Here is a 25,122-nt window from a genome sequence, read left to right on the forward strand (position 1 = left end):
TTACCCCTTACCTATTTCTGGTTGATCCATTGATTTAGAGACCAAGTAGGACCATAAGAGACAAAGCCCCCCTGCGGTGACATATCCAGCAGGTTGATAAATGAGCCAAGCGCCAAACGATAACAAGCAGGCACCCGCAATCCCAACCAACAAGGCTGCAATCATTAAAAATTTCATTGGGTTTCCTTAGAGAGAGCGTAAGCCTCGGGCAGCAATCACATCTGAGAGCGAAACTTCCTGCTCACCACCATTCACCAACAAGCGACTCATCCCCGTAAATAAAGCAACTGGACCATCAATTTTGGCTTCAGGGGTCGATTTGTTCGGGAATATATTGTCGTTTTTATCGGGTTTTACCGTAACGTTTGCCATCATCCAGTTCATAACCGGATTTTGGCTGTGATGAAGTTTGCCTGCGTAAACTAGCGCTTCAATTTCTTTCATGGCTTCTGAGAGATTACGGACTGTTTGCGGTACTTCGACAAGCGGAATGCCCTCTTCAGACAGGGCAAGGCTAAATTGCATTGAACTCCACGGATCAAAGCCGAGTTCTTTTAGGTTTTCGCCCTCTATCCATTCCACAATTTCTTCTTTTATTTGGTTATGGTCGATGACTTCACCATCTGTCAATGTCAGGTAGCCTAAATCAGACCATTTGCGGTAAAGTTCAGCCATTTGGCGAGAGCATCGCTCAAGTCTGTCTTCAGGCAGCCAAAATTTAAAGTCGGCATGAACATGCCCGTTAGGCTCTTGCCAGACTTTGGCCGCGGCACAAATATCAATTTTATTAGCAAGGTCAACACCGACCCACATGGGGTAGGTTTTTAATTCGTGCTTGGGAGCCAGTTCGGGGGATTCATCCCATTTCATCATATCCATCCAAGCGGATTCAGCCGTCACCCAAATATTCATGTGTTTGGTAAAAAAGTTCACCCGCGCTGAAACTTGCTCTTTGGCTTTTTTGGCGAGTCGTCGTAAATCATCCCAACGTTTGCAGATACCGAGGCCGGGATTCGCTTTTTGCCACACCGTTTCATCGAACGGATCGTCTTCTTTATCCAGCGTGTAAATAATGCCGAAGAATGAATCGTCGTCTACCTGACCACGCAATACCTTGATAGCGTAATCCCGTAATTCATAGCAGATACCCTCTTTATTAAACCCCGCCGTGGTGATCCCAAAGAGAAGAGATTGTAAGCGTGCGCCCGTTGCGGTTTCGAGTACATCCCAAACATCACGGGTTTTGTGGGCGTGCAGTTCGTCGACAATGCCACAATGGATATTTAGACCGTCAAGGTTGTTAGCGTCACTGGATAGCGGCTCAAATTTAGAGGCGGTTTGCTCCTGGTAAATGGCCAGTTTATTGAAATCAAAAATCCGACCTAATGTCGATTTGCCTTGCTTCAGCATATTTTTAGCATCTTCAAACACAATACGCGCCTGATCGCGAGTCGTTGCGGCTGAGTAAACTTCAGCGCCTCCCTCTCCGTCTGCACCTGTCATGTAAAGACCGATACCTGACGATAAAGTGGACTTGGCATTTTTACGCGCAACTTCGTTATAAGCGGTGCGAAAGCGACGCACCATCACGGGTCGCCCACTGCCATCATTACGAAGAACAATATTACCTGTCGCTTCATCCACCAATGGACGAACAAAACCAAAGATATTAATCAGAATGAAGATATGCCAATCCATCAATTCAATGGGCTTTCCCGCTAACGCCCCTTTGACGTGAGGCACAAATTTGTAAAAGTTAAGAATGTGTTGTGCTCTTGGCTCACTGAATGTAATGCCGCGCTCTTCGCCATGCTTTAAATCATCAATAAATCGCTGACAGGCCAATTTAACCAATTCGCCAGCAATAATTTGCCCCGCCACCACTTTTTCAGCGTAGCGTATGCCGTCTATTACTTTTGCCATGTTTAGTCTCGTGCTTTCAGGAATTCATCAAAAGGGTCAACGTCGTTAGGAGTGTTGATTGTCACTCTAGCGCGAGCAGATGGGGTCATGCCAAACTCACCTAGCATGGCGCGAATACGTTTCCATGCATCGGCTTTCATGGTGACAGCCGGGTGAGCTTTTTTAATTATGTCGCCCGTCATGGAAGTCGTGTTGTAGGTATAACCTTCCTCTTCCAACACATCACAGTGGTGACGATATTCAACATAGGCCTCAACCATGAGTTCAAGCGCTTTCGCATCCAGCTGACTCATTACCCCGAGCGCGTCCAGATCTTCAGCCATTCGCTTAAACCAATACTTCCCCTGCTTATCAAAATACTTCGGTGTTGGGGGTACCCCTGAAGGCGGTTTATGCTCTTTTTTATTGATCGGGCGCTTGGATGGGTTACCCCTCACTAACTGTAGGTGTGTCGGGGTTTTAGGCGGTCCTGCCATAATAGAATCCTCCTATTAATTGTTGCTTGGGGAACCCAAAAAAAAGTTTTCTAACCTGCGGCGATATAGAAATAGGTAAGGCGGCGGTACTTTAGGGCGAGAGTGGTAGGGATTTGACCCGCCCCCCCTAATGAGAGCACGCTCTGATGTTGAATATTTCTAGCCTTGCCCCAAATTACCTTTCATTTGCTGCTCTGCACCGATATAACCAACAGCAAGCAAAGCTTCACCATCAGGATAATCAGAAAGAAGTTTCTTTATCTCTGCAATGCAATATTCAACCTTTGTTTTGCTCTGCTCTGGTAGTTCGGCAACCAGCCCTTTAAACATCAGTAATGTTTGTTCGTCTTGTGTCATTTTATTCTCTCCTTAGCTGTCTTGCTTCTGTGGCAAGGCCAGCATAGCGATTGAAGGTTTCTATCATCATCGGTACCCCCATGAGTCTTGGGTATGATGTGGTCGACGGTTTTAGCTTCTGTTGCTCGACTTAACTTAATGCAGTCTTGGCAGAGATGCTTATCACGTCGAAGTATGCGATCACGTATCTTATCCCACTTAGAGCCATAGCCCCGCTCATGCCTGCTCTTGCCTTGCTGGTGGGTTTCCCAGCCTAAGTTTTGATGTTCGGAGCAATAGCCATTGCGCTCTGTCGTTGTCTTACTACAACCATGCTTGCGACATGCGCGAGGGATGCGGGGCGGCATATCATCACCACCCCGATCTTGCTTGCGCTATCTCTTCACGCAATGCATTCATTGATGTAGCCATTGTGCTATTTATATCCGCAATGCTTGAATCAAGCGCGCTAACTCTTGCGGATAGCATATCTACTTCACTAGCCGAGGCGAGTCGTGTGCTCGTTATCTGTGATTGTAACTCACTAAATCGCTGGTCAATTTCCCGTCTGAGTTCTTCGTAATTGGTTTGGTGTTTTTCAATCAACGCTGCTGCTTTAACATTGTCCAGTACAGATTCAGCTGATGCCTGTATTTCATCGCTAACTATAACGCCGCTAAATTTGGCTTCCCCTCTTTCAAAATCTAACTCAGCTATAGCAGATTGTTGTTCTGGTTTATCATTAATGCCTGTGGTTATTTCAAGCTTTGCTTGTTTTGCTCCTTCTTCAGCACCTTTCTTTGCAGCCTTGCGTATTGTTTCGCCTAAATCACATTTTTGAATGAATGCTTCATTAATAAGCGTAGCGCCGAGAGACATTCCAAAAACTGGCTCTAAGCATCCTTTAGGTTTGAATACGCTAATATCAGCTGCAAACCCTCCACTGGCTGGCTTCTTCATTCCTGTACTGACAAGCAGACCATTAATACGTTTGAGTTGAGCTTCGACTTTATCTAAGTCTGTTGTATCGACTGATATCTTTAATGTGAGTTCTGACATAACTTTCTCCACAAATGAAAAAGCCACCAGTGATTAACTGATGGCTATTGGAATATTATTCTGGGTCTATTTATATAACTCTCGTGAATCCTGAGACTATGAACACTGAATACTTATATAAAACTCTATCAATGCTACTCAATGAATAGCATTTGTAGAATTAAATAAAATTATGTCTCTCCATAAGTCACGCCGTTTCTTCTCCGATAGCTGACGTTGCTAGCATGCAATAAGTGAATGCCGGATTCATTGTTTTTGATTCTCAATATGCGCTACCGAGTTAAGGATCTGGGTCACAGCTAACACATGAGACAGCGACAATGCCGCGCTTCGCTCACAATTACTTAATCAGTGATGCTGCGTATTCAATTAGGTATAACTTTGGGGCTAAAAGTATCTTCAGCCACATAGAAAACCCGCCAATCGAAATAACAGCACCGAAAAACAAAATTAACGCTGGGAATATCGTTCTGGAAAAGTCATACATAGTAGAGTTGATGTTGTATTTTTTTCTCCATCATGATATGTCCATATAGCACCGTTAGATTTAGCCCTCTTAGCCCATATCGGCATAAAGATAGCTAGTGCAATAAGCACCACTCCGACAACAGACCAGATAATGCCCATTGTCATTTTCCACGCTAGTAATTGATGAATCACATCTGGTAAATTGGCGTGACTAAATGCAACTGTTGAATCAATGCCGTTTGATGCTTTTTCCAATAAATCAGTAAGCGCCTTTGAAACCTGTTCATTCATCGTAAACACTCCGTTCTAATGTAATCCTGCAAATACAAAGTTTGCTTTTCGTTCTCAGCCATCATTTCTCTGAGACGCCAATAATCTTGTTCAGCTGCTTCACTAAGTCGTGCGGAACTTTCATTGCTTCCGCTTTCGGATGTACTCGCTTCGGACTTTGGACACTCGGCTTTGACCCGCAAGCGCTTAGTGCCATTGATAACATCAATACGTAACTGGTCAATTTCAGCTTTTGCATTTGTGAGTTCCGTTGTGTGTTTGGTGTCGAGTTCGTGAAGGGCGTTAATGCGCTTTTCGTAGTCGGCAGTGATGGCTACTTACTCACTAAATTTATCTTTCAAGTGCTTATAGTTATCTTTTAGTTTTTCATGATTATCAATCACCCAATTAAGCCAAAATACTAGAGCGACGCAAATAGCCACCAACCCCTTAGTTGACATGGTCATTATTCATTTAACCTCACCTGCTCTTCCATTAATGGTTTATGGAAGTTTTTATTAAAAATACCTTGTAGCGACTCTTTTCGCTGGTAATAATCCCAACCCATTGAAATAAATACCGTATTGGCACGCTGTAGCTCAGTAATCGCTTTAATTTGCCACTTAGTCAGATAATCACGGAGTGCCTCATCTTTACCTATCTCATTTTCTTTTTTGAACTTAGCTGATTTTTTACCGAGGACAATACCGTTTATTAAATCGGCTTCAGTGCTGTAGTGAAAATATTGAGTCTCCTTACCTTCTTGCTGGCGAGTTTCTTTTAGCGCGTCTGACATTGGGCGATACTCCACTCTAGCAATGTCACGCTGTCGCTGGATCTCTTCTTCTTTCTTTGCTCTTTCACGAAACTGAATGAAGCTATCAACCAATCGAACTTGTCCATCTTTTGCTTTTTCGCCGCCAATAAATGGCATTGCAATTAGAAAACCGCGTTCAGTTAATTCAATACATGGCTGTTCTTTCTTTTGTTTATTAAAATAAGACGACTCCTTGAAATCAAGGAGTCCTAAATGACCACTTTCTATCAATGAACGAATGCTTTGAAGAACATTGTCATGCCTTCTTCCAAACTCATTTGCAATAGTCACTGTTGTGACTACAGGTTGTTTTCCTGATTTTTTTATTAATTGTTTCATGGTGTCTACCTATTTAGTAATGAACCCTTGCCGAAATAGGAAATCAGCCCATCGAAGCGACACCAGCTATAACTGATCCCCTCAAAGGCTCATTACCTAAATATTGGCTCGATGTGATTTGCACTTTCGGTGTGCATAAAACGCAGAGATAAAAAAGGCCTCGCGATTGCGAAGCCTGTCGGTTAAATCATTTAGTTAAGTGGGGATCTCAATATGTGGGCAATCAATGAACTTGGTTTCGATTGGTAGCGATGGGTCACTCTTCCAGTTAATGCCGAAGCGTAATTTAATACCTAACTCATCAGCAGCCTGTTTAACCGCTTTCAATAGAGGTTTGAACTCGTCAACCTGCCACTTTGTATTCACAGGGATGATATCCACTGCATGACCGGTTAAGTGGCGACTGTGCATTGTCTGTGATTTCTTTTGTGCAACCAGTTGCTTTTGTCGCTCCTGAGTTCGCAGGCCTTCAATAACGATGAAATCGACAGGGGTTATTTCCAAAGTACGACGAATAACTTTAACTAAATCAGGATGGACGCCCTTAAGATTATTTTCGCTTCGCTGGCTGAATTTAAAGCTAGTCATTTTTTGCTCCAAAACGATTTTTAATGATCTGTATGACCGCCTCTAACAGCGCATACAGCTTCTTAGTCCCAAGAAAACCAATCATGACACCACAGAATTCAGCTAAGACTGACCACGCCTCAGCATCACCGCTTCGAGAAAGCCACCAGTCAATCAGCCTAATTGTGCCTACGCTGAGTAAGCCGCACATAATGGCTTCACCTAATGATTGCTTCCAGTGAGAACCTTCTCGACGTTCGCGGATATAAGCAATTGCAGTGGCAAATGAGAATCCACCGAGGAGTGGGAGAATGTTTTGCAGCCAGCGCAGTATTTGCTCCCACCATTCAATTTTATCTGGCATACGTTTCATACCCACCTCCCCTTAGGAGGAATTTAGTTAATAGAAAGCCACCAGCAGGTAGCCGGATTTAGATTAATGAACTTAATGAATGTTTGAGTTAAGTTAGAAGGTCAGCCCTATGTGACTTACCGAAGGGATGGCTGATTAACTTCGGTGTGAGGAAATATATGTCTCATATACCTTTAGATTCGCTCCCTCTCCTGAGAAGAATTGAAGCGTTGGAATCTGCATTGAACATAACTTTAGCTAGTCTATCAGTGTTAACACCCGATATAAGGGATTGCGTGATAGCTAATTTAGATGAGTACGCATCAACTCATCAGGACTATGGGATTAAAAAGGCACATAAAGAACTTTCTGATAAAATAAAAAATTTAAAGATTGAGCGTATTTAAGCCCCTTGAGTTTTTATTTTTATCTTAGTCATTGCTCCAGACCCTAATTCACAGCTCATTGCCGCTTGTATGCCAGTGAGCTGTTTTTCTAATTCTGCAATCTTAGCATTTTGCTGTGTGACTTGCGCTGATAATGCAGCAACTGCCTGTTCTAAATATTGATTGCCCATAACTACCTCTCTTATTTAATAGAAAATGCACTAATGCGTTAAGTTGAATTGCTATGCGTTAAGTTAGCTTGATGTATATATGAAAAAGCATTTTCTCGGCGCTGGCAAAATGGTGACCATTTCGGTGATACCAACAAAATGGTAGAAACAAAAAAGGCCACGCAATGCGCAGCCCTTGGAATAATTCTTGGAATATTTTGTTGTTCGAAATGGTGTTTGTGGAGGTATACGCTGAGAGTGTATGCATTCAGGTTCCCCATGCGAGTTAGCCAATCAGCCTTGGCATTCCCCACAATGAAAACCCGACTCGCTTTAATGCTGCTATGTGAAAGATAGAAGCTGGCAAATAGAGTTTTCATTGTCCGAATGAGATTAATCAAATAGCAACCATTTAATATAGACCATTTCTTTTTAAATTAATGAGCTATATTCATTGAAACATTGCTCGATTTATTTCACTTATTATAAAGCCTCATCAATTTATCCCTTATTTAGCCACCTACACTCCAGAGGTGGCATTTTTTTACCCTGAATCCCCAAAAAGAACAATAAAAAAACCCGTTAATAGCACAGCACACTATTAACAGGCAAAATAAGGTACGGCTTTAATTTCTTGGTTATCGCCTTATCAATATAGCTTATAAGGTGATTTGTGCAAGTAGCTATAAACAAAAAAACCGTATAGCAAGGTTATATACAATTTAGGCAACATATCAAATTAGCATTAAATATGGCCTATTTTGTTCGTTTTTGCAAGTATTATGATGTTAAATTGCAAGAACGTGACTCATTTCTAATATTTGAAACCGACAATAAAACCTCACGATCTATCCGCTCTACAATAGAAACCAACATAGTCCAATGATCCCGATATATCTCTGACCATGTTGACTTACTGACGCCAACTAATTTTGCTAATGCTGTATCGGTATATTTATCAAGTGTTAGGATCTCCCCAAACCTTGAAGCGGTATCTTGTGCCGCTAACCATACCAATTGCATTAATCTGGCCGTTACCTTTTTGGTGATCCGTTTCCCTGATAGTGAGGGTTTAAACTGCTCCCACACGTAATTACATATTTCTACTTGATGGTTATAATCCAAATCATATGCATAACAGTACAACAGCCATGCCTTATGAGCTTCATCTAACTTATTAACAGCACGACGCCATGAACTAAGACAGAATGTTATTTCCAATATTGGTGGCATCGGTGATTTACTTATTCGTGTTTCAGTACACTTAACAGGATCCGATTCACGTATTGCTCCTGTACTATCACGCATTTTATTTCTTTTAAATCGACTTGTTCTTACTAATGCAGCACCTTGAAAAGCATCTAATTGCCCTTTAGTTCCTCCGTTAATATTGGCTAATGCTAAGGTTACATTTGCCCGAAGATATTCTAAATATTGATAATTCATGCCGTTATCTCCTGCTGTCACATTAACCTAATACACCTAGGGCAAATGCCTTATTTACCAATTTAATAAAAAACTCTATTTGAGTTCCGTGCTCTTTTTCCCACTCTTTCGGGTCTCGGTGTAACTCACTATGATCTACCCGACATAAAGGAATGACAAAAAAGTCGTGGGGCTTTGTTCCCATACCGCTAAGACCATAATCAATAATATGATGAGCATCATCCGCTACATCACCACATACACAGCAAGGTTGAGATTTAACCCATTGCAGGTATTTATCATTAGTCCAGCGCTGAGGCTTTGGCTTTTTCATAAAGCTGGCTGGTGGTTCGGGATCTACCGCTAAATCTAAAATGGGTTTTGATAACCGTTCATCATTAAGAGCGTCGCTGAAGTAGTGTTGAGAAACAGAAATTAAGCCTGAGGGTTTATGACTTAGCTCCTCAGGTAAACTCATCAGCAACATACGGCCGCTGAACATATTGATATGAGAACCCGGCTTAAATATTACTGCATTGATTTCAGGAACGGGGATTGGAGTTAATATCCATTGATGAGACATGCTATTCCCCTGCGCTTTCATGTGGCGTGATGGTGATTTCAAATCGACCGCCTTTGACAACTTCGCCCCACTCAATTTCTACTCGTTTAACCTGAGCGTCATCTTTCCAAACTCCAGCATGGGTTAATGCATCAAAAGGTGCTTTCAAGTAGTTATCAGTATCCATGCGTCGCTTACTTGGTGGATGCATTTTTACCGTCACAGTCACTAGATCGGTAATCGCACTTGGTCTTTTGCGTAGCTGCGTATAGATAGATGCCATTGCATTTACCCTAAATGCTCTCCCCTTTGCGCTAATTAATGTTTTACCGTTAATATTCCGCCAGCAAGCATTCACACTAGGTGGAAAAGGTAGGATGAGACTTAAAGATCGAGACATATTTGACCTCCACCACGGATAACAGATAGATGATTACCTTTAGCTGAATTGAACTTGGCATAGTGAGCTTGGCGATAAATTTTAACCTGCCCAATGTCATCAAATATATAATGGCGACCAAAGCCTATTTCCTGACTTTCGCAAATAGGGCAATAGTCAATTGATTCACAACCACCTGAGCGTCCCTTGCGCCAGTGAAGATTTCCATGGAAAGTGGAACAACTTGCACACATAGGAGCATCGCAAGTGTAAGCCGATGATAATCGGGATAATACGCCACTATCATTTCGCCCACCGATGTAGCAAATAACGCCATCACAAAGCAAATCAGCATTGCCACCACAGAACATGCACTTATTGCCAACCATTTGTCACCACCCTATTCCAAATTGCTACTGCTGATGGCTTATCATTTACAGCGGGGCCTTTTGCACCGCAGCTGTGGCAATAAACATAAAACCAAGTGCGGTACTCAAGAGTTTGAATGTGTAGATCTTCACTGCCGCACTTACACTGGTGGATTTCTGGTATTTTGTTTTTCATTATCTAACTTCTGCCAGCAACGCATCGAATTTTAATATCAATGGGTTATGTGTTGTCATTAACTCTTTAATGTCACACTTAATGTATGACTTTGTTTTAACTTCATGTTTTTTAATTTCTTTATATTTATTTGGTACTTTTTCGTAAGCATTCTGCTGAAGAACATAAACAATCAACGTTCCTATCTTCCGGTCAGTTTTTACTACAGCGCCAACTTTGAGTAAAAACGCTAACGTATGCTTTGTGTGACTATCAGATGATGCGTATATACTTTTGATATTCTTAGTTGTTATTTCGTTACCTGCTTTAAAATCACTTACGATTCGTAGATATAATGGATTCACGCTTCCTCCCCTAGAATAGATTTGCCTATTTCCTGAAGTCGGTTTTTTGATACATGACTTCCATGCGCTTTTGGCTCTACAAATGGACGCCAGATAAGAAACATTGACCCTTTGCTATTGCCTTTTTCTCTTTACCCGTATTCGGATCAACAAAATTAATTCGGCCATCAATGACAGTTCGTATTTCATCGACGGTTTTTAGTGCTAATGAGTACCAAGATGTCGACTTATCAGCAGGTAATAGCATCACTATTGGTTGGTTCTGTTTCTTGTATTGCTCAGCGGCTTTGATAATCCACGGTTTAATATTGCTGTAAGGGGGATTACACCAAATAGCACCATGACTTACCCAATCACTATTTAATGCATCCTGCTCTGGTGTTATGAAGTATGAACACAGAGCATTTTGTTCATTTGCTGCAGCATCCAACCAAAAACCAAACTCAAGCGTTAAGGCTTCAAATAGCCATTGGGGTGTTTGCCAGCAATCTTTATCTTCAGGTGCGGTGTTACTGGAATGAATAGCCATCAGATAGCACCTCGCTGCTGGTGGTATTCTGCATAGATCCGAATAACCGCATATCGCTCTTGAACACTGAAATTGCCTTCGTAGCGCACTAGGCTGAACTTTCTACACATCACGAGGCAGTAACGAGAGTCATTCCAATCTTTACGTAATTTTCGAATAACCCACCAGCGGCGCACTTGATGAAATGTGGCAATAAGACCAAATACATCAGTACCATAAACATCCTTCGATTCGCTATGCATCATGCCGACACCTCTTTCGCTGCTTGCTCTGCTGCTTTTTGCCAGATTGAGATCCACGTTTTGCGCCCCATAAACTCATTCATTCTGCGTATTCCAGCATTGCCAGCTAATTTTGCCGCAATCTCTTCAGTACGATTTTGCGGCTTAGAGTGTGAACAAATAATTCGGGTAAATGCTGATTCACGCTCAACAGGATCAACCTTGACGCCTTGATTTGCTGGCTCTTGGCTCTTGACGGTTAAATCATCAAATTTTTCACGTAGCTTGCGAGGGCTTAAAATATTTTTGTACCAGAATGAATCTTGGTTAGCCCAGCGGAACAAGTGCCAGATTTGTTCGTGAGTGCGACCGTCAATATCTCGCATTAAACGAATATCGTTAGCCCAGTCAGCGTAGTTAGGCTCTTTAGCGGTCGGGTTAATGATCTTAATTTTCTCAAACATGTGTTTTGCACAGTCCAAATCTCGTTGAGTACCCCATAGTTGACCGTTAGGACTGTGAATAACGGCTTCTGGATTAATTTTTATAGAACCACCAGCCGACCCGTTGCGGGATTCGCCAGAATTCTGCAACGAAGAGGATTTATTCTCTGTAGTAATCTCTGAAGTATTCTCTGTTGTACTCTCTGTAAGATCAGGGCAATTTGACCCGTTCGATGAGGTCACTTTTGCCCTATTCGAGCGGTTCATTTTGCGCTGTTCGATTGGGTCAATTTGACCTATTCGAGAAGCTTCGGCTGACCCGTTCGATGAGTTCAATTTGACCTCATCGGCAAGTAACGCATGTTCATAATTTATTGAGTAATAATTTGTGCGGTCATGAGTGCGTTTATTGATTTGCTCAATGTTTAACACGCCCAATTTTTTTAAATTGTTAAAGCCACGCTTAATTGTCGACTCAGATAAATACGGGAACTGCTCACGCCATTCTTCAATAGTGTTATAAACCCAGCGACGACCATTGTGATCTACACCTGATGTTGTTTCAGACAACCAGTATTGAACCTGCTGAAGCAACAATGCCTCATTTAAACCCAAGCGTACTGCAAGTTCAGGTATCACTATTTGCGGGCGAGTTTTTAGTATTAATAAGCTCATTCAATCACCCTTGTATATTGTTCTTTGAATTTAAGCAGTGGCTCGAAGAGTTCATGTTCATAGTCGTCGCGCAAGAATATGACCCACTGCTTTTGTTTGTCATAACGAATGACACGAACGCGGCGCCCCCGCTTATCCAAATAAATGCGATCAAGGTTATTAGCACTTTCATTGCTCACTGACCTCTCTCCCGCTAGTCGCGTTAAAGTCATCTAACAACCACTGAAGAAATTGGTAGTTAATTTCTTCATAGCCTTCTGGTAACTTAAGCTCATACATCAAACGACAAGTGTTATCGCTTTCCTTGAAAAAAATAGCTTTCACTTGCGGACGACTATGTAAATTCGTTACACTACTCATGCTAATTAACTCCACAAATGTTGTTAGCACTCGACGCCTCGGACCGCATATCTGGGGCGTCACCCTTTCTTGTGATAATCATTGTTGTTTAATTCCATAGACCGTTTTAAGTGACTCAATAAACCCTGCGGCATAACCGAATACTTTTGCAGATTTGCGGTCTATTGCCCTGATCTCATCGTCAGTCAACTCACCATCCGCAATACTTTCTTGGATAAGAACAGATAAAGCCCCTTGCATAGCGCCTAACTTCATTCGAATATCAAATAATTCGACCTGATCTAAATTTTCAGGCTCAATTTTGGTTGCTGGGGTGATGCCATGACGCTCCATGTGATACTCCACCAGCAGAGTCGTTTTTGATAAATCTTCCATAGCTTCTAATTCATCATGTTCGAAGAATCGACAGCCGTTCTTTTCGTACAACTTGTTGTTGAAGGTAGTTTCAGAAATACCCAGCGCACCCGCCATTGCCGAACGACCACCGGGGAATGCTTTACACATTTCTTTCACAACTTCTTTTGGTGTTTGTTTGCACATATCTACAATTCCGTTGTTGTTCTTGTAGTTAACTCAATTGGCTAGTTTTGTTATTGTTTGCTTGTTCCTATTAACTCATATAGATCTGGACGTATTTCATGTGGTGAAACTGCATTATTTGTAGCTTTCACAATAGGCATAACTAATCTTGCATCTACACCACCGCCATGAAGCCAGCGCCAAACTGTTGGCTGACTCACGCCACATAAGTCAGCTAATTTTTTTGCCCCCCGGCAATATCAATTGCTTTTTGAATTGCTTTGTTTTTCATTTTTTAACCCCTTAAGTATTATTGTGAGGCAATAATAGCAATGAGTATTAATTTATACAATAGCAATGAGGATTTGATTTTTAATACGCATAACTATAAATTCGCATTCATGAAAACGACACTGTCAGAACGCCTTCAAGAGGCTATGAAATACAGAGACAATATGACGCAAGCTGCTTTGGCTGAAGCGTCCGGCGTTGCTCAACCTACGATCTGGCGCTTAGCGAACGGGAAGGCCAAAGGCTCCGTCAAATTAGTTGATATAGCTAACGCACTAGGTGTGAATGTAGATTGGTTAGCAAATGGCACTGGTGAAATGGAAGGCTCCAGTGGCGAACAAAAATTCAGACTAGATAAATCTCTTAATATATCCGTTTGGAATGAATCTGGTGAAACTGATGATTACGTTATATCGCCGATGGGCAAGTCTTTACCTTCTTATCGAGCATATATACTAAATCGCAATACTGGATGCGCAGAGGCGCCGAACGGAAGTATCGCTATAGTAGATACGAATATAACGCCGGGAACTGGAGATCTGGTGATAGCACAAGTAAACAACTCTATATCTGTGTATAGGTTTTTAGATGGTGGTAGTCATGGATTCCTGTCTGTTGATGATAATAGAGTTCCATTAATTGATTTATCTTCATCCATATTTATTGGTGTTGTCGTTTTTCTGGTTCGAGACTTTAGGAGGTAGCTTGCTTTTTCTTTTCTGCTAACAAGCACTTCCTTATATTTTCCCGCTTCACTTCTTACCAAAACTATCACCATCGTTTCATTCCTCTCGAATATAACATTATAGATCTTGGTTTACCTGTTTATCTATACAGTAATTTATTTTATACTTTATATCCTGACGTGAAATTTGCAAGAATTATTCAATACAAAATTTAATACTATTAAGTATTACCTTTAATGAAATGAAAAATAAATCCTTTTATATCAATTAACTGCGTTTAATTTCGAAAATCATTAAATATACTAATTGCTATATTTAATACTCATTGCTATATTTAACTTATCGATAAGATGAGAGATAAGGTAATTTATGCAACGCAATCCAAACGAACCCATCGTCACTTTTAGTGTTCCAATGTCGCAAGATGATGTGCGCGAGTGGGTTCTTCAAAAGGCCGCTGAATTCAATAAACTAAATGAACTTCGCGCTAGTCAAGACCGTCTTGAGCAAGAAAAGGCGGAACTGCAGCGCAAAATTGAAAGTCTCGATGATGAAATTTTCGATCAGCAAGAACGCTGCAAAGTCACTATTAGTGCTTAATTGATTTAATTTTGTTGTATGGGTACAGCAAAACCACAGCCGCCTGATGTGGATAAGTTAGTTCAGGCAACCTTTTAATATTGTGGAGTTATGGAGAGGGAATATGCTTATTTTAACTCGTCGGGTTGGTGAAGTTCTGAATATTGGTGATGATATTACCGTTACTGTCTTAGGGGTTAAAGGTAATCAGGTGCGGATGGGGATTGATGCACCAAAAGAAGTTGAAGTTCACCGAGAAGAAATTTATTTAAGAATACAGGCTGAAAAAAAACGAAGCCATTAATTAATTGCCATTGCTCGCTTTGGCGGTGCTGCACCGCCCTTTTTTACAACATAGATAAGGCCACTGATGTTTAATCAGTTCACACGGGTGAGTTTATTTTTTATTTGTCAGTGGTCTTATTTATTTTGTGGAGTTAATTATATTTGAGGATCTATAAATGAAACGATTCCCTATCACTAACGCCGTGGTATTTAAGGCTGAATTACCCAGCGCTGAAATTTTAGAGCAGCATTTAAAAGAATTACCCTTTGTTGATATTTTAGAATCACATTCTATTAGTTATGGGTTTGTTCCAAATAAAATCACAGGGGAATTAATTACACCCATCGAAGGTGGTTATATTATTAATTTTCGTATTGATGAAAAAATACTGCCAAAGGCCGCTATTGCGTTTGAGGTTAATAAACGCATTGAGCAACTTAAAGAACAAGGTGTTTCTGATGTTTTAGAAGTTGAAGTAAAGCGCATGGTTGGTGAAGAGTTATTAAAAGTGGCTCTTACCAAGAGTAAAGTCATTACAGCACTTTATCATGTTGAAAAAGGTTTTTTATTTGTGTCTTCAACAAGAAAACCAGAGCATCAAACATTGCTTGGTAGTTTAGTCAAGGTTTGTGGTACCGTTAAAACTGAAACATTCCATATTGATGATGCTAAGAAAGGTATTACTACACGCCTATTAAATCATATTGATAATTTACCACCTGAAGATTGCTTTGGAATTGATATTTATCCGGGCAATTTTCTATTATTACAACGTAAGTTTGATAAAAAACTTGAAACTGTTAAATATGATGCTGAGTTAAATTTAATAAGAGAGCAAGTGAGAGACTCTATTGAGAATAATTTCAAAGTTAATTTAATAGAATTAAGCACATTTGATATTATATTTAAACTAACTAGTGAATTTGATTTCAAAAATATAAAGCCATTAGAAAAAATAGAGTGTGATGGTGATAGAGCTTTCCAATATAGACACACCAATGCTGTATTTATGTTTCACATGGTTAGAATAATAGAGCTATTAATTGAATTATTAAAATATAAAGAAAAATCAAAATAACCATTTAGCCAACACCAAGGAATTAATTCTCTTTATTAAGAGGCGGAATCTTATTATCTAAATTTTGAGTGGAGTATTAATTATGTCTAATTATGATGGCGCAAAACGACATTTTCAAAGTGAAACTAAAAACCATGAAATGATTATTATTAACGAAGATGGCGTATACCGACATGTTAGATTTAAACAACCCAAAACAAGCGTTTATTATTTTGACTTAGTTACATACCCCGGTTATTTGGTTTTCTCTGGTGATATGGGTACGTGGGTATTTAGCCGATTGCATGATATGTTTGATTTTTTCAGAGGTGACCATATCAATGCTGGTTATTGGGCAGAGAAACTACAACATGGCGCAGGCGGTGGCAGAGATATAGCTAGAGAATATTCACAGGAAGAAACTGAAAAGTGCCTTAAAGGGCTTTTTAATGATTGGGTTAAAGAAAATGAATTGACATCTAGTGATGATTCAACACCAGAGAAAATTAAACAATATCAACTCGAATACGAACACCACAAAAGCGAATTAAACGATCTACTTAGAAACAGTGATGAAGAGTGGTCAATGATTGAGGCAATACAGAATATTTCAACCGGTGGTTTTGGCTATTCCCCTTTTGAAGAAACTTGGGATTTGATATGCAAAGACTATTCTCATCATTATTTGTGGGCTTGCTTTGCTATTCAATGGGGAATTAATAAATATAAAAATAATAAAGTAGCAATTAAAGCTATTGACACCCTTTTATCATTTAAATAATAAAGCGTGGCTATTACTACGGATTAAAGAACCGTCACTAACTCACAAGGATGCAAACAGGAGATAGATATGAGCATCAAGCAACTACAGCAACAAATTCATCAGCAAAATAAAGATGCTGGATGGTGGGATAACCCACGCGAGAAAGGAACTTTACTCTGCCTGATTCATTCAGAAATCAGCGAGGCAATGGAGGGTGAGCGCAAGGACTTAATGGACGACCACTTGCCACATCGAAAAATGGCAGAAGTTGAACTTGCTGATGCTGTTATTCGTATTTTGGATTATGCACACGCCTTCGGCTATGACATTGAAAGCGCCATTACTGAAAAACTCGAATACAACAAGCATCGAGCAGACCATCAACGTGAAAACCGCGCAAAGGAAGGCGGTAAGCAATTCTAATTTAACTCGCAGGGATGCAATAAGAGGAATGAATAATGGCAATTATTTTACATGCAAATAATAGTACAACAATAATTACACCTGAATTTGGTAACGAGTTCATGCTAGCCGAGCTCCAAGAGTATGTTGGTGGGTATATTCAAACAATTGACTTCAATGAGCCTGTGATAATCGATGGGACTGAGTACTCCACTATTGTTATTGATGAGGATGGTAAACACAAAAAATACCCAATAAACACAACTGCAACACAATACGCTAAGAATGAATTATTTGATGACGACTTTTTGGTTGGCGATGTTATTTTCTTGAAAGATGGGGAAATTTCTTAATAAAAACCGATAAATTTAAAAGGTTAAGTGATGGATAAATACGATAAAGAACAAATGAAACTTGGCGTTCTGTTCGCACGTAATCATTTAATTGGTGCTTATAGGGCTAATTTCATTGATTGTGATTTAAATGAATTCGCTAAGTTTATGGCGCTGCTCTCTCACGTAGCAAAAGAATCAATCGATATAGAGTTAATGATGGCTGATGTTCTTGCGTGTAATGAGCAAGCTGAAGAATGGATTAAGTTAATTTTGGAGAAAAACAATGAAATATAAAAACTTAATGCTAGATCTAGAAACCATGAGCAATAAAGGCAATGCCGCTATTGTTTCTATAGGTGCTGTAGCTTTTGAACCTTCAACGGGTGAGATTGGCCCTACTTTTTATACTGTGGTTGACTTAATAAGTTCTGAACGTGCTGGGCTTCATATTGATGCCGATACGGTGCTTTGGTGGATGAAGAAAAGTAGCGAAGCTAGAGCAGCTATCATTGCTGATGGTTGTTGGCTAGATGAATCGCTGGGTGATCTAAACCTTTTTGCAGAAAGAGTGTTAACTGATGACGTTCAGGTGTGGGGTAATGGCGTTGATTTTGACAATGTTATTTTGCGTAACGCATATAATGCAGTCAATTTAGAACCGTTCTGGAAACGTTGGAACAATCGCGGTGTTAGAACGATTGTAGAACTAGGACGCAATACGGGTATTGATCCTAAACGTACACTTGCATTTGAAGGTGAACCTCATAACGCTTTAGATGACGCCATTCATCAAGCCAAATATGTATCTATTATCCACCAGCATTTAATTAAACCAGTTAACGACGATATCTAATTTTTAAATCTGTATGCGGCAGATGTGGAGGTAATTATGTCTATTAATAGCATGGGTAAATTGATGAAAGCCAGCAAATGGGCTAGGCGTGAGTTTGAAAAAGATTCTATACCCACCCCAAAGACATTAAAAAGATGGGTAACCAATGGGGTTATTAACGGAAAAATTATAGATCAGTCGGTCTGGATATTTTCAAGTGAAAAAATGGGTGTAGCCTCTTCAATCTCAAATCATGTAAATGCTTTGATAGAGGAACAGTAAATGGCAGCAAGGCCAAGAAACAGGCAATACAGACACTTGCCTGACTTTCTCAACTTCGACAAAACCCGCCAGCGTTACGTGCTAACGCTAATAACAGGTAAACGAAAAACCATAGGCACCGACCGTGCCTATTCAATCGCTGTTGCGCGTGAATATAACCTAAGAATGCGCCCAGAAACCGCTATTAGCTTGAATGGACTAATTAATGAATCAGGTGGACTAAAGGGCGAAGGTGAAGCTTTATCCGTTCACATGGATAGATTAATGCAGCGCATAGTTAAAGATGAGCAGCCAGCGAAAAGCACCCTATCCGATTGGAAAAAAGACATTGAACGCATAAAAGAGTTTTTTAGTGATGTTGCTTGTTGTGATATTACTCTAGAGCATGTTAACGATTATATAAACCATTACCACGCTGATGGATCTGCAAATGTTCAGAATAGAAAAGTATTATTCTTGAAGAAAATATTTAGCTACGCAATGGATGAATCATTAATGCTTGATAATCCGGCCACACGCAAGAAAATGCGAAGATTGGAAGGAAAACAAAGAAAGCGTCTATCATTTGAAAACTTTATTAAAATACGCAATTTTGCTGAACCCTGGTTACGTACAGCTATGGATCTGGCTTTACAGACAACACAAGCAAGACTTGAAGTTTCCAGAATAAAATACAATATAAAAAAACCAAAGGAAGGCGTTTGCGGTTGTGTGTGGCTTGACGTGCCGGCAAATGGCATCTATGGAACGTTATATATCCACAGACAGAAAGTTAAGGATAAAGAAGCGGCTCACGTTGCTATTCCCATTGGTGATGAATTAAAGCGGATCATCGACGAAAGCAGAGATAATATTGCCAGCCCTTATGTTGTTCATCGGCTCCCAATAAAAAACAGCAACCCGATCAGCTCAGAAGTTCAGCATCCTACTCAGGTTGTACCCAGCTATCTAAGTCGTGCATTTTCAAAAGCAAGAGATAATGCTGGAGCCTATGCCGAATTACCTCAGGAACAGCGACCCACTTTTCATGAAATAAGAGCTTTGGCGGCACACTTGTTTGAGAAATCAGGGGTAGATCCTCAGGCAAGAATGGCGCATAGTGATGCGAAATCAACTAAGATTTACACACAAGATCATGTTGATTGGGTCAGTGTACCACACGCCGAAATTAAGGTGGGATAGTGGTGTAAAACGGCTTGTAACTCATTGATTCATATAATGCCAAAATAACCAATAATCCACTGTTTCCCTATACAGTCGAATCAATCATAATAACATCAAAATCAATAGGTTATGTTTTAATTGTATATAGTCATGGGGTGTCGGGGGTCGTAGGTTCAAATCCTATCATGCCGACCAAAATTCCATAAGAAAACCAACCTGTTAGGGTTGGTTTTCTTGTATCTGCAACGTCTTATTTGTAGAATTTTGTTAAACTGATAACTTGATTAACCTTAACTTTTATCCATTACAAGTTTATTTGTATTGAACTGCCTAGCCAAATAGAGTTAGGTTATTTGTACATCACCTCATTTATAGTGCCAGACACATTGTCTAGATCAATACAATTGAATGTTAGCATTCTATCCTCCAGCAGCACCCTAATAGAATATAACTTCTCCATTGACGCGCCTACTTTTTGTGGGTAAGCAACATAAGGCTCTAATTGTTTTTTTTGCCATTCTTTACACGACTTAAAACTACCTAAATCTTTAACCTTCACAAGTTGTTTAATCGGAGAAACGACATCTGGCTTTTTATTATTATCCAGCATTTTCTGTAGCTCATCCAAGCCATAGGTAGTAGCCATTAGAGGAAAATGAATACATGAAAGTAATGTAACGACTAATATCTTTTTCATCTCTCTATCTCATTAATTTACAATCAATCGACCATGTAAAGGCTGAATAGGTCGATTATTTGCATGTCCTAACGCTTTTTGAAATTTTCTTATTTGTGCTTGTGATGCTTTTATTGGCTGCTTCATGACTAACCATACAACACCTTCTGTGCATGGAGGCGTTGTTAAAGAACCGCTAAATCGGTAATAACTTTTGTCTTCTGGATAAAGTGCCGTTAAGTTGATATTTTTACCTAATTCTTTTTCCTGATCTTTTTCTTTTGGTATGTTTGACAATATTTGCTCTATAGCTGGATTAAATTCACCTTCTTCAAGCATAATGGCTAATACGGCAATTTGGCCATCTTCCTTAGCATGAACAAAATGTAATTCTAAAGGATACTGTTGGCCTTTTATTTCATTTTCGCTTGGACTATGAAAATGAAATTGTTTTAATTGGTATGTTGACCCATCAATAGAAAAATCATCGTCATCATTAACATTTATTTGTATTGAATGCCCGTTATTGATAATTTTTTGGGCATGAGTATGTATGTTTATATTGAGTGGTTTTAATTTCCCATCAATCACATTATCAATATTAATCGGAGATTGATTAAATCCATTTTCACAAGCTTTAAATTCATCACTCAATTTACCCCAATTTTCAGGGGCTCCAGAGCCTTCGTATGTCCACAATGAATTAGCATGTGATGAAAAAGCGAAAGCTGTCAAAATACATAATATAGTTCTTTTGTAACTCATGTAATAATAACTCAAGTTGTTAGTCGAGATCTAAAACTACACCTTGGTTCTCATAAATAATATTGGGATTTATCTTATTAATTATCCGGCTGAGACAGATAATTTAAAATAAAACATCTTATATTTGATTAAGATAAACATAATTAATCAATATTGCTAAGTGGTATGACAATATTAGCTAACCATTAAGGTACAGAGCACATAATTACTTTATTCATTAATTCTAGGAATAAAAATCGCAATTAACGTTATTTTTTGCACAGTTAGAAGGGCTTTTCAGGAGTATTCAAGTTGAACAACATATAATTATCCATCCAATGTTTTATACACACTTGTATTGCGGCAATCCGAACCAAAGTAAACCTTGGTTGCGTTTTCCTGATGAATGAACCAAATTATTCAGATTTTATATATTTTTTATTTACTATTGCCGACGTATTGCAAAAAGCTGATGTAGAAATAGACTCATCGCCAAGACAAGAAGCGGTCTTATTCCAATCAGTGATTTCATTTATATTCAATATAGCAATATTAGGATTAAGCTTTACATCTGTTTTAGAATTCTATAAATGCTAATCAATCGGCATTTATAGAATAAGCGTAATAAGCACGGCACTCAATTATTTATGTTTTGCACTGTAATAATCTTCAGCCTCTACAGGTGGGATCCCAAGAAATAGCATCATAAATCCACTCACAATATAGCTGACATATTTATTATCTAGTAATTGTCGAAATAGATTTTTCAAATTAACCTCTCATAGGCATTACTATACTTAGGATTAAGCTAGCATTGTTCACTGAATTTGGATAGTCAATTTTAAATCATTTACCTTTATAATTTTCCATAATAAAAATAGCGTGATTAAACCTGCTTTTTATAGCTCGTTCTTGATCTTTAGAGTAAATCAGGGTGCATTACCACTTTGGTCAATTTATCATTGAATTGTTGATAGCTATCTTCACTTATTGAAGAAGGAAAACTTAAGATTTCTAGCTCATGAGGTTGATATTCACTGTGATAATTCGGATGTACATGCTGAAAACTATTTTCTTTAAAACCACAATGAGAATAAAAACGTAATCGTTTTTGTGTTATTTCGTCAACAACAGGCTCTATTTCTAAAATAATATTAGTGACTTTTTGACAAAGTAACATAAGTGCTTTTTGGCCATATCCCTGCCCTCTCAGCTCAGATGAGATTGCAAAATGTTCAATATAAAAGAAATCATCAAATTGCCAACCACCAACAAATCCTACAAACACATCATTATTAGAAAAGTAATATAAATGAAAATTAGCATGTTTTAATATGGTTTGACGACCTGAATGGCTTCTCTTTTCAAAAGCCGGAAAAGCCATATCATAAAGATAATTGACCTTATCTAATTCAAATGAATCTTCACTTGTCAGTTTTTTTATAGTTAGCATAAATTCCCTCGTTTTTTATTACTCTATTTTTGAAAATATTGTTTAGTCACCTAAAATGTTTATTGTTAACATCTTGTTTTTATTACCATAAAAATCCTAGTGTATTTTTTCATCGGCGATGATGAATTACCTTAAAAAAATTATCAATATAATATTGACTTTTTCTCGCCATAAATCAAAAATACTGGATATATAAACAGCATTTGACAGGTGATATTATGTTACGTATTGAAATTTTATTTGATAAAAATGCATTACAAAAACCAACTGATGTAATGTTGCATGCTCTAGAAGCTGAAATTCAACGCAAGCTCAGTCCTCAATATCCGGATATGGTAACGAGAGTCGCTTTTAGCTCTAGCCAACGTATTAATATATCAGGCACTAAATTAACTCAAGATAAAGCACGTATTGAAGAGATCTTAGAAGAAATTTGGCAAGATGATGGCTGGCTTCCAGAACAAAATCTAGAAGATTAACCTTTACTCACGATATTTGAACAAGATTAATCATCATGATAACGTCTAATGACCTAATGAAATAAATAGTAAGGGAAAAGCATGACGCAAGCATTAATCATTATTGATCTTATTGAAGAAATTGTTGGTCAAAATGGATTATCAAATAGCAGTTATCAACAGACCAAAGCGCGTAATGTTGTTGAACATGCTAATAAAGCGGCAATGTATGCTCGTGAAAAAAATATTCCCCTTATATGGATAAAAGTTGGTTTTGCTGATGACTATCACGATATTCCCGCTGGTTCACCTATGTTTCACAAAGCTAAGGAAATCGGCGCATTAAAATTAAGTCAGCCAGGTTGTCAGTGGATTACTCATTTAAATGTTCAACCTGATGATCATATTTTTATTAAAAAAGGTGTAGGCGCATTTGCAAACAATAAGTTAGATCAATGGCTGAAAGAAAATAATATTGACCATGTCATTTTTGGTGGTGTCAGCTCTTTAATGGCAATACAAAGTAGTGCCCGCCAAGCGCATGATTTAGGTTATCGAGTTAGTGTCATTGATGAGCTTTGTGCAGCAGCAACATTAGAATTACATCAACAAAGTATGCAAGCACTACAAGGAATGGCAACCATTTCTTCATTGAGCGACTTTTTGCAAGGAAAAATTTGTTAGATTTAACTTATTTGTTCTGCCGTATTCTACAAGCAATGTAAATCAGCCAGAAAGCTCATTTTAATAGTGGGTTTCTGGTTGAATGACTTTTGCTTATTCTCAATTCAATTTTTATTTCTTCTGAACTATATCATTTTTTGGGTTAACATTAACCTACTGCACTAAATAACGAACTTCTTATAATCTCGATTCTTAACCAAAATATCAATTTATAATCGTCATTTTTAAACAATCATCTAATATTATTAAATAGAGGTTGAATTAATTTCTATTGCCCTATACTTTTAGAAATAATTCGCTTCAACACAGTTACTCACTATTTATTTGAAGTAAGGTGGTGCTTTATTATGCTAAATTTAAATCAAGATCAAATCAGTAAACTCGCAGAATCTCAACTGAAAGGGAGCAGAACGATTATTTATCTTGTCGCCATATTGCTGCTGATTGGCGGGGTTGTTTGTATCACAAATCCAATTGTTTCAGGTATTGCCTTTAGCTCACTAATTGGGGTGATGTTACTTATCAGTGGTATTGCTGTTATTTGTAATATTATTTTCAACCGTTTCTATGGCGGAGTCTCTGTAATATTCAGCTTTATTGCCGGTATTGCTTATTTGATTCTTGGGTACGCTTTTATCACCGATCCTCTACCAAGTTTACTGTTGCTGGCAATATTTGTCGCAATATTATTCCTTATCGGTGGTGTAATCCGCATTTATGTTGGAGTAAAAATATTTAATAGCGCCGCAGGCCTAATGAATATCCTTATCGGGGTTTTAGATTTCATTATTGCTTACCTGTTCCTAAGTGGAAACATTGAAACTTCTATTACTTTATTAACCTTGTTCATTGGTATTGAGTTGCTATTTAGCTCTTTCAACTTATTCATTCTTGCTGGCGCCCTTAAGAAAACTAGCAAATAATAAACTTCTATCATTGGCCGTGAATAATGAATACTCGCGGCCAATTACTCGCTTTTTTCTTCATTACCCTTCTTATCCTCTTATCCTCTTATCCTCTTATCCTCTTATCCTCTTATCACTAATTTACATTTCACATTCATCAGCAGCCAAGATAAGAGTTATAAAATTATTTTTAAATTTTAAAATTTTTTTATAACTCTTATCTTGACTTTATTGAGACAAAAGCTAGAATGCTCGCAAGTGATCTGGATCACATTTTAATTTTTTTGGAGCATCTATGAATACCATCAAAGAATTTATTAGCAATGTTCAAGAAGTTGTTG

Annotated in this window: 42 protein-coding genes and 2 pseudogenes; 16 read left to right on the forward strand and 28 right to left on the reverse strand. The window is 38.7% G+C overall.

Translation table 11 applies throughout. From position 1 onward, the window contains the following. From OO7_RS16975 to OO7_RS10995, 11 genes are all read right to left on the reverse strand, one after another. On the reverse strand, positions 1–177 hold the full coding sequence (locus OO7_RS16975; RefSeq protein WP_008916022.1) for a hypothetical protein: 177 nt from the start codon (positions 175–177) through the stop codon (positions 1–3). A 9-nt stretch (positions 178–186) separates the two neighbouring features. After that, complete coding sequence (locus tag OO7_RS10955; protein ID WP_008916023.1) at positions 187–1,923, reverse strand: terminase large subunit; 1,737 nt, start codon at positions 1,921–1,923, stop codon at positions 187–189. Between the two features lie 2 nt (positions 1,924–1,925). Further along, complete coding sequence (locus OO7_RS10960; RefSeq protein WP_008916024.1) at positions 1,926–2,399, reverse strand: phage terminase small subunit P27 family; 474 nt, start codon at positions 2,397–2,399, stop codon at positions 1,926–1,928. Between the two features lie 159 nt (positions 2,400–2,558). Then, positions 2,559–2,756, reverse strand: a complete 198-nt coding sequence (locus OO7_RS10965; protein WP_008916025.1) for a hypothetical protein — start codon at positions 2,754–2,756, stop codon at positions 2,559–2,561. Then, complete coding sequence (locus OO7_RS10970) at positions 2,753–3,103, reverse strand: HNH endonuclease (protein ID WP_008916026.1); 351 nt, start codon at positions 3,101–3,103, stop codon at positions 2,753–2,755. Before OO7_RS10970 ends, OO7_RS10965 begins: the two co-directional genes overlap by 4 nt. Positions 3,104–3,107: 4 nt before the next feature. Continuing rightward, the gene (locus OO7_RS16225) at positions 3,108–3,794 is read right to left on the reverse strand and encodes a hypothetical protein (RefSeq protein ID WP_008916027.1); all 687 of its coding nucleotides are present in this window, start codon (positions 3,792–3,794) and stop codon (positions 3,108–3,110) included. Positions 3,795–4,244: 450 nt separating this feature from the next. Continuing rightward, on the reverse strand, positions 4,245–4,553 hold the full coding sequence (locus OO7_RS10980; RefSeq protein ID WP_008915972.1) for a hypothetical protein: 309 nt from the start codon (positions 4,551–4,553) through the stop codon (positions 4,245–4,247). 61 nt (positions 4,554–4,614) lie between these two features. Then, a complete protein-coding gene (gene rz1, locus OO7_RS17325) occupies positions 4,615–4,791 on the reverse strand; it encodes a lysis system o-spanin lipoprotein Rz1 (RefSeq protein ID WP_008915973.1) in 177 nt (58 codons plus the stop codon). Between the two features lie 207 nt (positions 4,792–4,998). After that, positions 4,999–5,688, reverse strand: coding sequence for a Rha family transcriptional regulator (locus OO7_RS10985; RefSeq protein WP_008916028.1), 690 nt, complete (start codon positions 5,686–5,688; stop codon positions 4,999–5,001). Positions 5,689–5,883: 195 nt separating this feature from the next. After that, positions 5,884–6,276 (reverse strand): M15 family metallopeptidase, encoded by a 393-nt coding sequence (locus tag OO7_RS10990; protein WP_008915975.1) that lies wholly within the window; start codon positions 6,274–6,276, stop codon positions 5,884–5,886. Then, positions 6,269–6,628: a phage holin family protein gene (locus OO7_RS10995; protein WP_008915976.1), complete on the reverse strand. Its 360-nt coding sequence runs from the start codon at positions 6,626–6,628 to the stop codon at positions 6,269–6,271. The genes OO7_RS10990 and OO7_RS10995 overlap by 8 nt, the downstream gene beginning before the upstream one ends. 158 nt (positions 6,629–6,786) lie before the next feature. Here OO7_RS10995 and OO7_RS11000 point away from each other — a divergent pair, with 158 nt between their 5' ends. Next, positions 6,787–7,014, forward strand: coding sequence for a hypothetical protein (locus tag OO7_RS11000; RefSeq protein WP_008915977.1), 228 nt, complete (start codon positions 6,787–6,789; stop codon positions 7,012–7,014). Here OO7_RS11000 and OO7_RS16845 read toward each other — a convergent pair. The 13 genes and pseudogenes from OO7_RS16845 to OO7_RS11065 form a co-directional block, all read right to left on the reverse strand. After that, positions 7,011–7,184, reverse strand: a complete 174-nt coding sequence (locus tag OO7_RS16845; RefSeq protein ID WP_156823143.1) for a hypothetical protein — start codon at positions 7,182–7,184, stop codon at positions 7,011–7,013. The genes OO7_RS11000 and OO7_RS16845 overlap by 4 nt on opposite strands. A 759-nt stretch (positions 7,185–7,943) precedes the next feature. After that, positions 7,944–8,609, reverse strand: coding sequence for a bacteriophage antitermination protein Q (locus OO7_RS11005; RefSeq protein ID WP_008915978.1), 666 nt, complete (start codon positions 8,607–8,609; stop codon positions 7,944–7,946). 22 nt (positions 8,610–8,631) lie between these two features. Next, a complete protein-coding gene (locus OO7_RS11010) occupies positions 8,632–9,171 on the reverse strand; it encodes a DUF968 domain-containing protein (RefSeq protein ID WP_008915979.1) in 540 nt (179 codons plus the stop codon). A gap of 1 nt (position 9,172) precedes the next feature. Then, the gene (locus OO7_RS11015; RefSeq protein WP_008915980.1) at positions 9,173–9,550 is read right to left on the reverse strand and encodes a RusA family crossover junction endodeoxyribonuclease; all 378 of its coding nucleotides are present in this window, start codon (positions 9,548–9,550) and stop codon (positions 9,173–9,175) included. Next, positions 9,535–9,918, reverse strand: coding sequence for a hypothetical protein (locus OO7_RS11020; RefSeq protein ID WP_008915981.1), 384 nt, complete (start codon positions 9,916–9,918; stop codon positions 9,535–9,537). Before OO7_RS11020 ends, OO7_RS11015 begins: the two co-directional genes overlap by 16 nt. Positions 9,919–10,092: 174 nt before the next feature. Next, on the reverse strand, positions 10,093–10,437 hold the full coding sequence (locus tag OO7_RS11030) for a hypothetical protein (protein ID WP_008915983.1): 345 nt from the start codon (positions 10,435–10,437) through the stop codon (positions 10,093–10,095). Then, positions 10,434–10,966, reverse strand: a pseudogene (locus OO7_RS11035) (phage N-6-adenine-methyltransferase). The gene OO7_RS11030 and the pseudogene OO7_RS11035 overlap by 4 nt, the downstream one beginning before the upstream one ends. Continuing rightward, on the reverse strand, positions 10,966–11,211 hold the full coding sequence (locus tag OO7_RS17500; protein ID WP_008915985.1) for a hypothetical protein: 246 nt from the start codon (positions 11,209–11,211) through the stop codon (positions 10,966–10,968). Before OO7_RS17500 ends, OO7_RS11035 begins: the two are co-directional and overlap by 1 nt. Beyond that, entirely contained in the window at positions 11,208–12,305 is a 1,098-nt protein-coding gene (locus tag OO7_RS11045; RefSeq protein WP_008915986.1) for a hypothetical protein, read from the reverse strand. Before OO7_RS11045 ends, OO7_RS17500 begins: the two co-directional genes overlap by 4 nt. Then, entirely contained in the window at positions 12,302–12,484 is a 183-nt protein-coding gene (locus OO7_RS11050; RefSeq protein WP_008915987.1) for a DUF4222 domain-containing protein, read from the reverse strand. The genes OO7_RS11045 and OO7_RS11050 overlap by 4 nt, the downstream gene beginning before the upstream one ends. Next, a complete protein-coding gene (locus tag OO7_RS17505; RefSeq protein WP_008915988.1) occupies positions 12,474–12,665 on the reverse strand; it encodes a hypothetical protein in 192 nt (63 codons plus the stop codon). The genes OO7_RS11050 and OO7_RS17505 overlap by 11 nt, the downstream gene beginning before the upstream one ends. A gap of 78 nt (positions 12,666–12,743) precedes the next feature. Beyond that, entirely contained in the window at positions 12,744–13,205 is a 462-nt protein-coding gene (locus OO7_RS17510; RefSeq protein ID WP_008915989.1) for a YmfL family putative regulatory protein, read from the reverse strand. A gap of 50 nt (positions 13,206–13,255) precedes the next feature. Further along, positions 13,256–13,476, reverse strand: a pseudogene (locus OO7_RS11065) (helix-turn-helix domain-containing protein). A 40-nt stretch (positions 13,477–13,516) separates the two neighbouring features. On the opposite strand from OO7_RS11065, the gene OO7_RS11070 reads away from it, so the two are divergent. The 11 genes from OO7_RS11070 (at position 13,517) to OO7_RS11120 (ending at position 19,879) form a co-directional block, all read left to right on the forward strand. Next, positions 13,517–14,179: a helix-turn-helix domain-containing protein gene (locus OO7_RS11070; RefSeq protein ID WP_008915991.1), complete on the forward strand. Its 663-nt coding sequence runs from the start codon at positions 13,517–13,519 to the stop codon at positions 14,177–14,179. Positions 14,180–14,530: 351 nt separating this feature from the next. Further along, entirely contained in the window at positions 14,531–14,761 is a 231-nt protein-coding gene (locus tag OO7_RS11075; protein WP_008915992.1) for a hypothetical protein, read from the forward strand. A gap of 103 nt (positions 14,762–14,864) precedes the next feature. After that, a complete protein-coding gene (csrA, locus tag OO7_RS11080) occupies positions 14,865–15,044 on the forward strand; it encodes a carbon storage regulator CsrA (protein ID WP_008915993.1) in 180 nt (59 codons plus the stop codon). 157 nt (positions 15,045–15,201) lie between these two features. Next, positions 15,202–16,104: a recombination-associated protein RdgC gene (gene rdgC, locus OO7_RS11085; RefSeq protein ID WP_008915994.1), complete on the forward strand. Its 903-nt coding sequence runs from the start codon at positions 15,202–15,204 to the stop codon at positions 16,102–16,104. A gap of 82 nt (positions 16,105–16,186) precedes the next feature. Then, on the forward strand, positions 16,187–16,864 hold the full coding sequence (locus OO7_RS11090) for a hypothetical protein (protein ID WP_008915995.1): 678 nt from the start codon (positions 16,187–16,189) through the stop codon (positions 16,862–16,864). Positions 16,865–16,933: 69 nt separating this feature from the next. After that, entirely contained in the window at positions 16,934–17,269 is a 336-nt protein-coding gene (locus OO7_RS11095) for a nucleoside triphosphate pyrophosphohydrolase family protein (RefSeq protein ID WP_008915996.1), read from the forward strand. A 35-nt stretch (positions 17,270–17,304) separates the two neighbouring features. Further along, positions 17,305–17,601 (forward strand): DUF3846 domain-containing protein, encoded by a 297-nt coding sequence (locus tag OO7_RS11100; protein WP_008915997.1) that lies wholly within the window; start codon positions 17,305–17,307, stop codon positions 17,599–17,601. A gap of 30 nt (positions 17,602–17,631) precedes the next feature. Continuing rightward, the gene (locus OO7_RS11105; RefSeq protein ID WP_008915998.1) at positions 17,632–17,877 is read left to right on the forward strand and encodes a hypothetical protein; all 246 of its coding nucleotides are present in this window, start codon (positions 17,632–17,634) and stop codon (positions 17,875–17,877) included. Then, positions 17,867–18,436, forward strand: a complete 570-nt coding sequence (locus OO7_RS11110) for a 3'-5' exonuclease (RefSeq protein WP_008915999.1) — start codon at positions 17,867–17,869, stop codon at positions 18,434–18,436. Before OO7_RS11105 ends, OO7_RS11110 begins: the two co-directional genes overlap by 11 nt. Before the next feature lie 36 nt (positions 18,437–18,472). Next, positions 18,473–18,697 (forward strand): hypothetical protein, encoded by a 225-nt coding sequence (locus OO7_RS11115; protein ID WP_008916000.1) that lies wholly within the window; start codon positions 18,473–18,475, stop codon positions 18,695–18,697. After that, a complete protein-coding gene (locus OO7_RS11120) occupies positions 18,698–19,879 on the forward strand; it encodes a tyrosine-type recombinase/integrase (protein WP_008916001.1) in 1,182 nt (393 codons plus the stop codon). A gap of 331 nt (positions 19,880–20,210) precedes the next feature. On the opposite strand, the gene OO7_RS11125 is transcribed toward OO7_RS11120, so the two are convergent. Next, the gene (locus tag OO7_RS11125; RefSeq protein ID WP_008916031.1) at positions 20,211–20,558 is read right to left on the reverse strand and encodes a hypothetical protein; all 348 of its coding nucleotides are present in this window, start codon (positions 20,556–20,558) and stop codon (positions 20,211–20,213) included. A 12-nt stretch (positions 20,559–20,570) separates the two neighbouring features. Beyond that, positions 20,571–21,302 (reverse strand): carbonic anhydrase, encoded by a 732-nt coding sequence (locus OO7_RS11130; protein WP_008916032.1) that lies wholly within the window; start codon positions 21,300–21,302, stop codon positions 20,571–20,573. A gap of 381 nt (positions 21,303–21,683) precedes the next feature. On the opposite strand from OO7_RS11130, the gene OO7_RS16525 reads away from it, so the two are divergent. After that, positions 21,684–21,878: a DUF1345 domain-containing protein gene (locus OO7_RS16525; protein ID WP_071524182.1), complete on the forward strand. Its 195-nt coding sequence runs from the start codon at positions 21,684–21,686 to the stop codon at positions 21,876–21,878. 44 nt (positions 21,879–21,922) lie between these two features. On the opposite strand, the gene OO7_RS17260 is transcribed toward OO7_RS16525, so the two are convergent. Beyond that, complete coding sequence (locus OO7_RS17260; protein ID WP_269077535.1) at positions 21,923–22,051, reverse strand: hypothetical protein; 129 nt, start codon at positions 22,049–22,051, stop codon at positions 21,923–21,925. Between the two features lie 149 nt (positions 22,052–22,200). After that, the gene (locus OO7_RS11135) at positions 22,201–22,734 is read right to left on the reverse strand and encodes a GNAT family N-acetyltransferase (RefSeq protein WP_008916033.1); all 534 of its coding nucleotides are present in this window, start codon (positions 22,732–22,734) and stop codon (positions 22,201–22,203) included. A gap of 218 nt (positions 22,735–22,952) precedes the next feature. Here OO7_RS11135 and OO7_RS11140 point away from each other — a divergent pair, with 218 nt between their 5' ends. From OO7_RS11140 to OO7_RS11150, 3 genes are all read left to right on the forward strand, one after another. Further along, positions 22,953–23,213: a DinI-like family protein gene (locus tag OO7_RS11140; protein ID WP_008916034.1), complete on the forward strand. Its 261-nt coding sequence runs from the start codon at positions 22,953–22,955 to the stop codon at positions 23,211–23,213. 81 nt (positions 23,214–23,294) lie between these two features. Beyond that, positions 23,295–23,876, forward strand: a complete 582-nt coding sequence (locus tag OO7_RS11145) for a cysteine hydrolase family protein (RefSeq protein ID WP_008916035.1) — start codon at positions 23,295–23,297, stop codon at positions 23,874–23,876. A 347-nt stretch (positions 23,877–24,223) separates the two neighbouring features. Beyond that, a complete protein-coding gene (locus tag OO7_RS11150; protein WP_008916036.1) occupies positions 24,224–24,799 on the forward strand; it encodes a DUF308 domain-containing protein in 576 nt (191 codons plus the stop codon). Positions 24,800–25,122 lie beyond the last annotated feature (323 nt).

Source organism: Providencia sneebia DSM 19967 (assembly GCF_000314895.2).
GTDB lineage: Bacteria > Pseudomonadota > Gammaproteobacteria > Enterobacterales > Enterobacteriaceae > Providencia > Providencia sneebia.